Source organism: Weissella oryzae SG25 (assembly GCF_000691805.2).
Taxonomy (GTDB): Bacteria; Bacillota; Bacilli; order Lactobacillales; family Lactobacillaceae; genus Weissella; species Weissella oryzae.
The window spans coordinates 39,291-52,924 of record NZ_DF820485.1 but is presented as its reverse complement, the minus strand read 5'-3'; the positions used below and the strand labels follow the sequence as shown (position 1 = coordinate 52,924).

Annotated in this window: 9 protein-coding genes and 2 tRNA genes; 2 read left to right on the top strand and 9 right to left on the bottom strand. The window is 38.4% G+C overall.

The window, feature by feature from the left end:
• Positions 1-2 precede the first annotated feature (2 nt).
• The 6 genes from aspS to TT13_RS01740 form a co-directional block, all read right to left on the bottom strand.
• Entirely contained in the window at positions 3-1,808 is a 1,806-nt protein-coding gene (gene aspS, locus TT13_RS01765; RefSeq protein ID WP_027698381.1) for an aspartate--tRNA ligase, read from the bottom strand.
• A complete protein-coding gene (hisS, locus tag TT13_RS01760) occupies positions 1,805-3,115 on the bottom strand; it encodes a histidine--tRNA ligase (protein WP_027698380.1) in 1,311 nt (436 codons plus the stop codon). Before hisS ends, aspS begins: the two co-directional genes overlap by 4 nt.
• Positions 3,116-3,387: 272 nt before the next feature.
• Positions 3,388-4,275, bottom strand: a complete 888-nt coding sequence (locus tag TT13_RS01755) for an N-acetylmuramoyl-L-alanine amidase family protein (RefSeq protein ID WP_027698379.1) — start codon at positions 4,273-4,275, stop codon at positions 3,388-3,390.
• A 54-nt stretch (positions 4,276-4,329) separates the two neighbouring features.
• Positions 4,330-5,499, bottom strand: a complete 1,170-nt coding sequence (locus TT13_RS01750; RefSeq protein WP_027698378.1) for a hydroxymethylglutaryl-CoA synthase — start codon at positions 5,497-5,499, stop codon at positions 4,330-4,332.
• A gap of 16 nt (positions 5,500-5,515) precedes the next feature.
• Positions 5,516-6,712 carry a bifunctional phosphopantothenoylcysteine decarboxylase/phosphopantothenate--cysteine ligase CoaBC gene (gene coaBC, locus TT13_RS01745; protein WP_027698377.1) on the bottom strand — a complete coding sequence of 399 codons (1,197 nt, stop codon included), beginning with the start codon at positions 6,710-6,712 and terminating at the stop codon, positions 5,516-5,518.
• A 408-nt stretch (positions 6,713-7,120) separates the two neighbouring features.
• Positions 7,121-8,593: a helix-turn-helix domain-containing protein gene (locus tag TT13_RS01740; protein WP_027698376.1), complete on the bottom strand. Its 1,473-nt coding sequence runs from the start codon at positions 8,591-8,593 to the stop codon at positions 7,121-7,123.
• A 458-nt stretch (positions 8,594-9,051) separates the two neighbouring features.
• On the opposite strand from TT13_RS01740, the gene TT13_RS01735 reads away from it, so the two are divergent.
• Complete coding sequence (locus tag TT13_RS01735; RefSeq protein WP_052348509.1) at positions 9,052-9,804, top strand: hypothetical protein; 753 nt, start codon at positions 9,052-9,054, stop codon at positions 9,802-9,804.
• An 862-nt stretch (positions 9,805-10,666) separates the two neighbouring features.
• The gene (locus TT13_RS01730; RefSeq protein ID WP_027698375.1) at positions 10,667-11,845 is read left to right on the top strand and encodes a tyrosine-type recombinase/integrase; all 1,179 of its coding nucleotides are present in this window, start codon (positions 10,667-10,669) and stop codon (positions 11,843-11,845) included.
• A gap of 198 nt (positions 11,846-12,043) precedes the next feature.
• On the opposite strand, the gene TT13_RS01725 is transcribed toward TT13_RS01730, so the two are convergent.
• From TT13_RS01725 to ccpA, 3 genes are all read right to left on the bottom strand, one after another.
• A tRNA-Ser gene (locus TT13_RS01725) sits at positions 12,044-12,132 on the bottom strand.
• Between the two features lie 123 nt (positions 12,133-12,255).
• Positions 12,256-12,327 (bottom strand) — tRNA-Glu (locus TT13_RS01720).
• Between the two features lie 126 nt (positions 12,328-12,453).
• Positions 12,454-13,461, bottom strand: a complete 1,008-nt coding sequence (gene ccpA / locus TT13_RS01715; protein ID WP_027698374.1) for a catabolite control protein A — start codon at positions 13,459-13,461, stop codon at positions 12,454-12,456.
• Positions 13,462-13,634 lie beyond the last annotated feature (173 nt).

The window sequence follows — 13,634 nt, the reverse complement described above, 5'->3', positions numbered from 1 at the left end:
CGTTATGCCTCTGCCATATTTGGCGCAATATTTTCCGCATAAACAGGTGCTTTCAAGCCAAGTTCATCTTCAACTTGAACTTTTGCAACTGGTAGCGGAGCTTCAGTCATTGGTTCAGTTGCCTTAGAGTTCTTCGGGAAGGCAATCACTTCACGAATATTATCCTGTCCAGCCAATAACATAGCCAATCGATCTAAGCCTAGAGCAATTCCGCCCATTGGTGGGAACCCATAAGTCATGCCTTCCAAAAGGAAGCCAAATGCCTTATGAGCAGCCTCTTTGGTAAATCCTAGGGCCGCCAACATCTTTTCTTGAATATCCATCCGATGAATACGAATTGAACCAGATCCTAATTCATAGCCATTTAAGACTAAGTCGTATGATTGTGCATGTGCTTTATGCGCACTTTCGACACTGTTTAGTAAATCAAGATCTTCTTCATTAGGCATAGTAAATGGGTGGTGTGCTGAAATCCAACGGTCTTCCTCAGCTTGATAGTCAAACAATGGCCAGTTTACAATCCAAGCAAACGCCCACTTACTTTCATCAATTAACCCCATTTCTTTGGCCGTCATCCGACGTAAGGCATCCAAAGTTGCCGCTACAGTTTCAGCCTTATCAGCAGCAAACAAGATCAAATCACCTGCTTTAGCATCTGTAGCTGCTAAGAGCTCAGCTTCCTTGGCAGTCAAGAACTTAGCAATTGGTCCAGTAATACCATCATCAGTTACTTTAAGCCAAGCTAGACCCTTAGCACCAAAACGCTCAACGTATTGTCCTAGTTTATCAATGTCTTTACGTGAGTATTTGTCTGCCGCTCCTGGCACAACGATGGCTTTAACTTGTCCACCATTTTTGATTGCATTGGCAAAAACACCAAATTCAGCATCTGCCATCAAGGTTGAGAGATCTTGCAACTCCATATCAAAACGCATATCTGGCTTATCAGTTCCGAAGCGTCGCATCGAATCAGCATAATCAAGTGTTGGAATTTCATCAATGGCCAAGTCATAATTAACTGTTTTAGCCATGATTGCTTGTACCCATTGATTAACTAACGCCATAATTTCAGTCTGTGTCATAAAGGACATCTCAACATCGAGTTGTGTAAACTCAGGTTGGCGATCGCCCCGTAAATCTTCATCACGAAAGGCACGTGCCACTTGATAGTAGCGATCAAAACCAGCTCCCATTAATAACTGCTTAAAGAGTTGGGGTGATTGTGGTAGGGCATAAAAAGAACCTGGATAAATTCTTGATGGCACTAAGTAATCACGGGCACCTTCTGGTGTTGATTTGGCCAAAATTGGGGTTTCAATGTCAATAAAGCCATTTGCATCTAAGAAGGCATGCGTGGCTGCTGTTATCTTTGACCGAACCAACAAGTTTTGCTGCATTTCTGGTCGACGCAAATCAAGATAGCGATATTTTAACCGCATTTCATCAGATACATTCTCAGCATTACCAATTTCAAATGGTGGTGTCTGAGCTTCGGCTAAAATGCTAGCTGAAGTGACCTTAATTTCAATCTTACCTGACTTCAACCTTGGGTTTTCTTGGCCAGCAACTCGCGCTGTAACGACTCCAGTTACCTCAATCACATATTCAGCTCGTATTTTTTCTGCCAAATGCAAAGCATCAGCTGAGCTTTCCTCTGAAAAGGCTAATTGCACTAACCCTTCTCGGTCACGTAAATCAACGAAAATCAAGCCACCAAAATCACGTCGCTTTTGTACCCAACCTTGCAAGGTTACAGTCTGTTCTAAATAACTCTCGTCAATTAATCCTGCATAGTTTGTTCGTTTCATGCTTCTTCCCCACTATCTTCTGTCTCAAGCAGATTAGGTAAATTAGTGTATAGCTCTGCTAATTTAACTGTAATTTCTTGCCCAGTCACCATATTTTTTAAATTAGCACTTTGCTCTGCTAATTCACGCTCACCAATTGTGATGATATATTTTGCATTCAAACGATCAGCTGCTTTAAACTGTCCTTTTAGCTTACGCTCCTGATAATCGCGCTCAGCAGAATAACCAAAACTACGCACTGCTTGTACCATTTGTAAAGCGGCTACATCAGTCCCCTCGCCTTGATTAGCGACGTAAACATCTAATCCAACTGGATTAGGTAGAGTTACGCTACTATTTTCAAGTAATAGCATTAACCGTTCTAAACCAATACCAAAGCCAACACCTGACATTTCAGGGCCGCCAAATTCTTCAACTAAACCTGAATAACGTCCGCCACCGGCAATCGTTGTCCAACCTTGACCAAGTGCCTCATTTTGCGTCATAACCTCAAAAATTGTGTGATTGTAATAATCAAGGCCACGAACAACATTCGCATCGACTTCATATTCAACGCCCAAGGCATCCAAATATGTTTGCAATTTTTGCCAACGGTTGTTTGCGTCTGGTGTCAAATAATCCAAAATTGATGGAGCATCTGCCACAAATTGTTGGTCACGAGGATCCTTTGAATCTAATACTCGCAGTGGATTATTTTCTAAACGTTTTTGTGAATCTGCTGACAACTCTGCAAAGTGTGGCTTCAAATAGTCAATCAAAGCCATCCGATAATTATCACGTGACGTCTGATCTCCTAATGAATTTACTGTTACCTTAAGGCTAGTCAAGCCCAAAGTTTGGAAGAAATCTACAACCATCGCAATTACTTCTGCATCCAAGGCTGGTGACTCTGAGCCAAAGGCCTCTACACCAATTTGATGAAATTGACGCATCCGACCAGCTTGTGGCCGCTCATAACGAAACATTGGGCCGATGTAAAAGACTTTATATGGCTTTTGATGCTCCGGTCCAAAAAGTTTATTTTCAACAAAGGAACGGACAACTCCAGCAGTCCCTTCTGGACGTAATGCCACATGCCGATCTCCCTTGTCATGAAAGTCGTACATTTCCTTAGTAACAACGTCAGATGTATCACCAGCCGAGCGTGAAAAAACCTCAAAATTTTCGAACAATGGTGTTCGAACTTCTGCATATTGATAATCTGAAAAAAGTAAACGGGCAGTTTCTTCAACAAAATGCCATTTAGCTGATTCTCCTGGAAGTAAATCTGCTGTGCCCTTTGGCTTTTGAAATGTTTGTTTAGCCATAATTTTTCCCTTTCAAAAGGTTTTTCCGCAAAAAAAGCGCCCTAATGACCCCTTAGTCATCAAGGGCGCTTTTGCGCGGTACCACCTTGTTTTTGTTCTTTGAGCCGTAACGAGGCAAACGCGCTTTAAAGCGACCTGAGGAGTGTCACCTTGCTTAAAATCTTACTGGGCTTCCACCAATCCCCATTCGCTGTCTAGATTGCCGCAAGTTAGCTCCCTCATCGGTTCAATTATCTTTGTTCATTATCGTCTACAATCTCTAGGTGGTCAAGCTACTTTGCATTTTTTTGTAAATCTGAGAAATAATTATTCAGACCAACCGTTATCTGTTTAGCAATTGTTGTTTGATAACTAGGCTTTTCAATGTAACTAAAATCATGATCACTATTAATGTAGCCATTCTCCAATAAGATTGCCGGAATCTTGTTTTCACGCAACACCAAGTAATTTGCAAATTCAACACCACGATTCTCCAATGGCATCTTAGGCGCCATCGCATCATTGATGTATTTAGCTAATATGTTTGACCCATTATTTTTATGATAATAATAGGCAGTAAAACCAGATGCCGTATTTTCTTCGGGTGAAGAGTCAAAATGGAAAGAAATTTCCGCATTAGCATTTGCTTGTTCACCAACGAGTGGAATATTGTCTAAATATACAGTCTTATCTGTTGAGCGTGTCATCAAGACACGAGCTCCCGTTGCAAGTAAGGCACTCTGTACCCGCTTAGCAAGCTGCAAGGTGTAAGTTTTTTCTTCCTTGCCTCCAGTCGACAAAGCACCTGAATCAGACCCACCATGGCCAGGGTCAAGCACAATCGTCGTTTCTGACAACGGTGTTATATTCAGTGGCTTTGTACGATTTACCAGCCAGCTTGCCACCCATCCCTTTGATTCATCATCACGTCTAACTTCATACCAGCCATCGCGCCGATCAAGAATCGTTAAATGTTCACCTTGATTCAAGACTCCTTCTGAAATACCAGTAACTCCTGCCGTTTTATGAATTGGAATATTAGGAATTGCCACAGTAACTTGGTCTCGATTTAGCAATACTAAAATCAAAGTCAAGGCAACGCTAAGCATTGCAACTGTGAGCGATAAAGGGAGCCAGAAATGCTGGATCCACCTAATAATAATTGTACCGATCTTTCGCATAGGCTCCTCCTTAGAAAATCAGTACTAATAATAGCATATCCCAACTCATAATAGTTAATTAACTTGTTTTATATACTGGCGTTGCTCGTTTTTTAAACCAGTCAAAACAAACTTTGCTGAGTCTTGACTAGGGTCAAGATAACGATCTGTTGAACCTGCCAAGGCAGTCTTGAAATTTTGCTCATAAGCCTCAATCGTTAATTTCCGTCGCTTTGCTAATAGTGTTTCAACCTGGTCGCTTACTAACCCAGCTTTGAAATTTGGTTGTAAAATTCCAGAGAAAAATTCACCTTCAGCACCTGAACCATATGAAAATAGGCCAAGGCGGTCACCAGCCACTAAATCATCACTATTTTTAAGTAATGACAGCAAGCTTAAATATAAAGAACCTGTATATAAGTTACCAATCCGTTTGTTGAAGACCCGTGAGGCCTCAAATTCATCTAAGAGAACAGCTGCTTGTTCTTCACTGGCCTCCGGTAGAATATCTCGTAACGCTTTCAACCCTTGTTTAGTATAGGGCAGGTGGAAGACAAAGGCCTTGAAATCATTAACCTTAAGCCCACTTGCCTCTTTATAACGTTGCCAAAGTTCCTTAAAGAAGTCACGATACAAATCTTGTGAAAAATGACCATCAACCCGCGCTTCACTGGCATAAATAGGCCGCCAAAAGTCCATCATATCTTGACTCATAAATTGACTGTCACGCTCTAAACTTAAAATACTAGGTTGTTCCGTAACCAACATCGCTACTGCACCACCGCCTTGGGTTACTTCCCCTGGCGTTGCTAAGCCGTAACGGGCAATATCACTAGCAACAACTAAGACTTTTGCACCAGGATTTAGGCTTACATAATCACGCGCCTGCATTAAGCCATAAGTGCCGCCATAACATGCTTGTTTCACTTCAATTGTGCGGATATATTTATTAACCCCTAATAAATTTTGTAAGTAAATCGCTCCAGACTTTGAATTATCAATGCCTGATTCCGTTGCAAAAATAATCATACTGAGTTCAGCTCGGTCCTGAGCTGTTAGCATTTGATCCGCCGCATTAGCAGCCATGGTCACCGCATCCTGGGTGGGCGGAATTACAGCTTGTTGCGTCTGACCAATGCCGATGATAAATTTATTTGGATCAACGGCTCTTTTTTGCGCTAATTCCGCTAAATCAATATATTCGTCTGGTGAAAAAAAACTAATTTTATCGATACCAACTGTCATTATCTTTACTCCTTCATTATTTTATTTTTTTCGCAACGTCTAGCAAAATTTTGCGTGCTAATTCAAGCTTAGAAGCTAAAGGTAAGGTAATTGGACTTTTATCTGGTTCTAAAATTAATAATTCATTTGTATCATAACCAAATCCAATGTTCTCTTTAGAAACATCATTAGCCAATAGCATATCCACGTGCTTCTTTTTTAATTTTTCACTGGCATGTGCTAATAAATCGTTAGTTTCAGCTGCAAAGCCGATTAAATATTGATGTGTTTTAGCCGCACCTAGCTGAGCTAAGATATCTGGATTTTCAACCAAATCTAGATGTAATGCTTGGTGCTCAGCTTGCTTTTTAATCTTTTGTTCTGCCGGTTGTGAAAACCGGTAATCTGCCACTGCCGCAGCCATAACCACTAAATCGGCCCAGTCATACCTTGCCAAGATAGCGTCCAGCATTTGTTGTGCGGTCTCAACTCGTTTGACCTCAACACCAAAGGGCACTGGTAAATCACTAGTTGTAATTAAAAGCACCTCAGCTCCAGCTTCACTAGCAGCCTGTGCAAATGCTAAGCCCATTTTCCCTGATGAGCGATTTGAAATATAACGCACTGGATCAATCGGCTCAAGCGTCCCGCCAGCCGTAACTATCACCTTACGGCCTTTTAATTGACCATCTTTTTGCCGTAACTTCAATTCACTTTGCTTTAATATCTCAAGTGGCTCAGGCATCCGGCCTTTACCAACATAGCCCTCAGCTAATAGCCCAGTGACCGGCTCAATTATAAAAACACCGTCCGCTTTCAATTGGGCCAAATTCCTTTGAACCGCTGGATTCTCATACATATTTACATTCATCGCTGGCACCACTATCAAGGGGGTATGACGAGCAAGAATAACTGTTGAAGCCGCATCGTCAGCAATTCCGTGTGCAATTTTAGCAAGCATATTTGCAGTGATTGGCACCACAAAAATATAATCAGCCCAGTCAGCCAAGCTGATATGAGCGATATAATCTACGTTGTTATCAAATAAATCCATTAGCACTGGCTGTTGTGTTAAAGCGGCAAATGTTTTATCAGTAATAAATTCACTTGCTGCATTGGTCAAGACCACCCGCACAGTTGCCTTTTCTTTAATTAAAAGGCGGGCAAATGTAGCGGCCTTATAAGCTGCAACCCCACCCGTTACAATTAAAACGATGTTTTTGTTATTAAACATACTTGAATTCCCCCACACTATCAGCGCCTCTTAAAAGTAAGCCACCTCATTAAAATGTTATGTATATCATTATAACCCAGGTCCGTTATTTTTAGACATAAGGAAAGAGCCTATAGACATTTGCACGTCTATAGGCTCTTTCTACGTAAATAATTTAGCAAAGCCCCCACGGCTTTACTTAACTAACACTAACTTTGTTCACATAATTGAGTTGTGAAAACACAACTCACAGATTTCATTACAAATTTCCCCAAAACTCGTTAATCCTATCAACAAAGTTATTTCTTAATAACATTTACATATCCGGATTGAAATGTTAATCATCTACACTTATAAATGTACTAAATTCATAAAAAGTCGTCCATGAGTTTTTTTTTATTATTTTCAAAAAAAATCAAATTTATTGCTTTATTCCGCGATAAACTTGTCTTTCGTTATCGTAACTACTTGGTTTAAAAATCTTGAAAAAGCATAATCGCTCGGCAAGGATGCCCATAAAAAAGCAGGGATTGCTTTATCCCAAGTCAACATCTGATCTGACACATAAATATCAGTTGTCTCATTCAAGAATTCTTCAATCTCAATGTTAAGCCCTTGTATATTTAAAATTTGCTTGCGTAGTAGCCGAGCCATTGCTTGGTTATCAGTAAAATCTAAAACAATTTTGACGACAGGGAGAACCTTTTCATCAATGATATAAGTAAAAGTAACTAAATAATCATTAAACAATAAAGGTAAATAACTTGAAACCGCCTTATCTTCACTTAAAACTGTAATTTGATTTATCGCATACCTAGCAAAGGCAGATTGAATCGGTAGTGCTTTGATAATCGAGCCCTCCTCATTGTCTGATATAAGCCGCGCATAAGGAAAGAAGAGAAAACGAAGGTGCGCTGCAAAAATCATTTCATCAAGCGTCATCAATTGCTTTAAGGTAAAATCTGCTTTAAAAAAATCATGATAACTTTCTTGTAGTATCGACCGTAAGGCTAATAGTTTACTCTGTGCTGCTGAATCAAATATATCAATTTTCCCATCACTCACTACTCCACTTGCGTAAAGTGCCGCCGTTAAATAACGAGCTTCAAGTAGTTGTATATGTTGATTGGCAATCAATTCACCAGTTATCTCAGCAACCGTCTGATATAAACTATCAACGCCTGATGCAAATGTATAATCCACATCGCGGTCTTGTAAGAAATTTCCCTTTTGAATTCTGAGAAACCAAATTGAAATAATTAATTTTAACTTCAAAATATTGGTTTGCCGCAATGGATTATTTATTCGCTTTTCAAGGCGCGCAAATAATTCGTCCACAATACTATCAAATTGCTGTCCAGGTGTAGCTAACATTAGTGGTCCTTTAATGATTCGTACAATCCCAAAATAAAAAGAACGAATTGTATTTTCTGAACCAATTAAGCGATTATCTTTTGAAATATGCAAATCTAAATCTGCTAAATGTTGGTCAACGAGTTGTTTTGCTGCTCGTACAACGGGAACTGAGGTTAGATAACGTTTCGCAAAATCTTCTAAAGAAACTATCTGTTCAGCTAATAGCTCACCTAAATACTGCCAAACAATTGACTTATCCAAATATTTTTTTTGTAAAATATAACGTTCTAAAATTACATTGTGATTTACAATAATTGCTTTTAATTCATCATCATAATAAAAAGGCCTTTGCTGCTTAGATTGTAACTTAGCTAAATCAGCAACTAGTAATTCATAGGTTGTTAGCACTCGATATCGCGACCAAGCTAAATCACGCATAATCGTCTTAATTGGCACAATTATCTCAGGCCGACTATAGAAGTAGTCGTTTAACTGTAATTTTTCATAATCTTTTCGTTCTAAAACCCATGCAAAGATTTTTTCCATTATCCGACTCCCCTCAAACCAGTATTGCTTCTCATTATATTTTAACAATGTAGTTTTCGCATTAAAGTATGCCAGTAATTCGGCACATGAAATATAATACCATTAATTAATTCTATAACGTTACTTAGCTGTTTAGTTTTACTCGCTTCATCAACTAAATAATATCTACTATCTATTTTTAACCGCTAAAACGATTAACTACAGAATCCTATTTCAAGGTTATTTGCCATTATTGACTTGTACTATCATTTTGTTAATTGTAAAATTATATTTAATGATATTCAATAGTAGTTCAATTAACATTGAATAATACAAAATTCGTACTAAAAAAGATTTAATTTTTTTATAACTACATCAACCAACCGTACAGCTAGCCATTTATTTATTTCATTACATCATTATCAAATTGATAATACGTCCAGCAAGGAATGACGTTAAAAGCTTAGGAGTTTTTTACTATGGGGAGTTTTTTTATTTTCAGCGTACTAATTGGTTTAATTATGTTAACGACCCACTTTTATCAAAAGCTACATAACAAGCAACCAATGAAACGTATTTATCGGTATTTTGGCTGGGGTGGCCTTACCTTTATTATGTTAGGACTATTAATTGCAACACTTTCACCTAACCAGCCAATTTCATCGAATCATACAGACCAATTTACTAAGCGTAAATCAACTGTTGTGGGTAATAATCTTTTAAAACATACAAATTCGGCAATGACTACTGATATTAAAAATGATAAATCTTACCATGTCGGTAGCAATATTGCGGCTGGTATCTATGAATTATCAAGTCCATCGGGCTCTGGAAACATCATCTCTAGTGACGGCTTAATAGACATTATTTTAACTTCGCCACAGCTGGACAACAGTGCTGTAGACTCAAATGTAACATCATATCGGGCAATTTTACCAAAAGGAAGTTCAATTAAAATCATGGGCTTTCCAAGTGCCCATTTGGAAGCACTTAAGGCTAGCCCTGCAATTTCAAATGGTAATTTAACTGCCGGAGAATACAGAGTTGGTAAAGATGTTTTACCGGGTACGTATACCGTAACTCTAGTTGCAGGTGGTGGCACTCTAAGAACCGCGGATAATCAAGTTAATGCTGATTTATCGCCTGATACCAATAAATCTATGAAAATCACACTAGAAAAAGGACAACTGTTAATCCTTAATATTCAAACTGTGTCATTACAAAAATCTTAAAATCTCAATCTACATACTTGTGTCATGGATAAAATAGACCAGCTAGCGCAATAAATTCATTCCTGTCAATCGACAGGATACATAATCACTAACCAAAAAGTCAGACATTTTTTATTTAAAAACTACTTACCGATAACTCTCAAGAATAATAAGTTCTATCGTGACATCTTAAAATATCCAATGTGTAATTTGAAACTTATCTATACTATACGACTACGTTAAAAGTCTCTCTAAACTGGTCGATTTCGACCAGTTTAAAACACAACAAAAAAGCCCTACTGCAATAACAATAGGGCCTGTTCAATAAATTAGGACTAGTCCTTATCTATCCAACACTTAGCAATGTAGCTTATTAGGTTTACTGCTAAACCAGCTAACACTGCGATTACGAATTGAGCCATATATCTATATGCCTCCAGTCTGTGCCTATTTTTGCGGTAGCACAGATTAAATAATACCACATCAAGGACACAAAAAAAGCTACTCCCAGCCGCAAAACCAGAAAGTAGCTTAGACATGTAGGCATAGCCATACATGACTCAATTCGTACTTAAAGTATAACACGCTTTACATTTAGCGTAAATAAAAAGCTACTCCCGACCGCAAAATCAGAAAGTAGCTTAGACCAAAGACAATCAGCTTTGGTTCAACTTGTACCTAGAGTATAACATGTGTTCAGCGTAAATAAAAAGCTATTCCTAGCCGCGAAACCAAGAATAGCTTGAAGGTAACAGTATATGTTATCTCAACTCGTATCTAAATTATAACACGCTTTAGTGATAGTCTAACTTAGACCTTAGCAAGTCTATAAACTACTTTCCAATATATGTACTCCTGCCGGGGATCTAATTGGAGAAGAAAGATGATTAAAAAAGTCGCAACCGGTAAATTTGCTGGTAAGTACATGGTTCGTGTTCATCGCCGAATTAACGGTACTCTAACTGCCTCTGCTCGTATATATGCTAATACTTTAGCAGAGGCAAGAAAAGTTGAAGATGACCTTAACCATGATTTTGATAGGGGGTACACAAAATTTGATGCCTCTAGTTTGATTTCAGAGTATTTCTGGAAATGGTTTCAGGATATGATTGAACCAACACTAGAGGTCAATTCAAAACAAGATTATTTTAACTTGCGGCGCCGTTTAGAAAAAGAATTACCTGAGACTAAGATGATTGATTGGGACGGTCAAAAACAGCTCGCTCAAAGATTTTTCAATATCTTAGGTAAAATCTACACTACCGGCACAAACAGCAAGTATCGTTCAATGTTGCAGCGAATGTTTTCAGACGCAGAATATAACGGTGTTATTCGTAAAACACCATTCCCCTATGAAAACCGCATTAAAATTACTGGCACTGATAGCCGTCTTAAAAAGGCCGTCCCTGCCCTCTCTCGCAATGATGCTAATCTTCTACGTAATTACTTATACAGTGTCCCAAATGAGCCTAAATACCAGGAATATTTAGCGTTATTGATAATGCTTGAAACTGGTGCTCGTGTTAATGAAGCAAAGTCTTTAGAGTTCCGATATATTGATGTTGAAAGAAAGCAAATTCATATTCAAAATAACTACGTTAATAAAACGGATGAGCTTAAACGTTATCCTAAAAACGGTATGGATCGTTATGTTCCAATCTCAACTGAGCTTGCTGAGCGATTAACCGTGTTTATGCGAATCAAGAAAATGGATATAAATAATAGCCATATTTCAAGAGCTACTAATTTGATTTTTAGGAAACTGGGTGACAAACAATCATCTCGTATTCTATCTACGCCACAGATGACGCAGAAAGCTCTATTTTTAGCTTTAAAGAAGTCCGGTGTGCCAGAGTGTAACTGGACTACTAGAGATGGTCAAAAGATTACCCCTAAGGCTCTGAGAGCCACACACGATACAATATTGATAGCGGCTGGCGTGCCTATTGAGTACATTGCTCAAATTTCTGGACACACTATTGAGATTATTAACAAATATTATCGCGCCCTATTAGATGAACAAGCTCAAAAAGGACAAGAGATGGTTCGCAATCTATGGTAAATTTGGTTTCAAAATGGTTGTAATCGCTATTTACACATTGTAAGAATGGCTATAAATCAGCAAAATTTTATTAGTTTCGTGGTTTCACTGTGGTTTCAGCTGTGTTGTATTAGAATGTTTCAGGATGTTTCAGAAAAAATAAAAAGCCTCTAAATCAACGTTTAGGGGCTTTCATATTCAACCAACTTACCTTTTGTAAGGAGACAACGGGATTTGAACCCGTGCACCGACTCAACATCGGCTCGGCGGATTTCGAGTCCGCTGCATTACCACTCTGCCATGTCTCCAACAGTTCTAGATAAGTATAGCGAAAATTCAATTCCGATTCAATAGCCCTGTTAAAATACTAACTTAGATTTGCACAAAAAAACTCTCAAGCATTAAACCTGAGAGTTTATATATAAAAAGTATAGCCCTTAAGAGAATCGAACTCTTGTTGCAGGAATGAAAATCCTGTGTCCTAACCACTAGACGAAAGGGCCAAGAGCTTAACTTCTAGGTTGTCGCTCTTAACAACAGATATTAATATACCAGCTATTTTCACTTTGTGCAAGCTTTTTTATAAAAATTCTTTGAATATATATTTATCAATTTTTACCACAGTAATTTCACTTGTTTTTGGTTGACTCACGTGCAATATAACCGTGTGGCAAAATCACATTTTTAACTGCTAATTCTTCGCGTTCCATCATCTTGGTTAACATCCGCATGGCAACCGCCCCCAAATCGTACATTGGCTGGGTAATTGATGAAAGTTGTGGACGAGTAATCATTGCTAGCTTTGAATTATTATTTGTAATAATTTCAAAGTCTTCTGGTACTCGTAAGCCAGCATCAGTCAAACCATTTAATACACCGGCTGCCATCTCATCACTGACAATAATTGCTGCAGTTGCAGCTGTATTGCGTACTTGATCCGCCAATGCATAGCCACTTTGATAATCATAATTTGTTGACAAGACCAAAGCAGGATCATAGTCATAACCAGCAACCGTGATTGCATTTTTATAACCCATTAACTTATAGTCACGATTAATTTCATCTTCTAGAGGACCTGAGATAAAGGCAATCTGTTTATGTCCAGCCTTAATAAGGCTAGCTGTAGCTTCATCAACAGCTGAAATGTAATCAATATTAACTGAGGGTTGCTCACCAGTTTTATCAACTGTTCCAGCTAAAACAAATGGTACATCTGCACGTACCATTTCCTCACGTACTGCAGTGCCAATTGAATTACCCATAAAGATAACTCCATCAACTTGTTTACTCAATAAATTATCAATAACTTGAGCTTCCTTAGTACCTGCCTCATCAGCATTTGCCAAGATAATATGATAATGATACATCTGAGCAACGTCGTTAATTCCTCGAGCTAACTCTGCAAAGTAATTATCCGTTACATCAGGAATAACAACTCCGATTGTGGTTGTCTTACGCGAAGCCAAACCTCGAGCAACTGCATTCGGCCGATAGCCCAATCGCTTAATCACAGCTTCAACTTTTTCTTTAGTTTCTTGCTTTACATTTGCATTACCATTCACTACTCGTGAAACAGTTGCCATTGATACACTTGCTTCACGCGCAACATCATAAATCGTAACCGTTTGTTTATCCATTAGTTATTAATCCCCTTTTTGACAGTCTTCCTTAGTTAAAAAACCTAAGTCTTATTCGTATTATAGGCGTTTTTTTGTTCCCCTGCAACCGCTTACACCTGAATACAATCATGTTTTCATAAGTTTTCAGAAACTAGACTATCATATCATAAAAAAACTAAGTGTGCGTTTTT

What these genes read in the sequence shown, in the direction of transcription:
- aspS (WP_027698381.1), bottom strand. Translation starts at nt 1,808, where the DNA reads ATGAAACGAACAAACTATGCAGGATTAATTGACGAGAGTTATTTAGAA.
- hisS (WP_027698380.1), bottom strand. Translation starts at nt 3,115, where the DNA reads ATGGCTAAACAAACATTTCAAAAGCCAAAGGGCACAGCAGATTTACTT.
- TT13_RS01755 (WP_027698379.1), bottom strand. Translation starts at nt 4,275, where the DNA reads ATGCGAAAGATCGGTACAATTATTATTAGGTGGATCCAGCATTTCTGG.
- TT13_RS01750 (WP_027698378.1), bottom strand. Translation starts at nt 5,499, where the DNA reads ATGACAGTTGGTATCGATAAAATTAGTTTTTTTTCACCAGACGAATAT.
- coaBC (WP_027698377.1), bottom strand. Translation starts at nt 6,712, where the DNA reads ATGTTTAATAACAAAAACATCGTTTTAATTGTAACGGGTGGGGTTGCA.
- TT13_RS01740 (WP_027698376.1), bottom strand. Translation starts at nt 8,593, where the DNA reads ATGGAAAAAATCTTTGCATGGGTTTTAGAACGAAAAGATTATGAAAAA.
- TT13_RS01735 (WP_052348509.1), top strand. Translation starts at nt 9,052, where the DNA reads ATGGGGAGTTTTTTTATTTTCAGCGTACTAATTGGTTTAATTATGTTA.
- TT13_RS01730 (WP_027698375.1), top strand. Translation starts at nt 10,667, where the DNA reads ATGATTAAAAAAGTCGCAACCGGTAAATTTGCTGGTAAGTACATGGTT.
- ccpA (WP_027698374.1), bottom strand. Translation starts at nt 13,461, where the DNA reads ATGGATAAACAAACGGTTACGATTTATGATGTTGCGCGTGAAGCAAGT.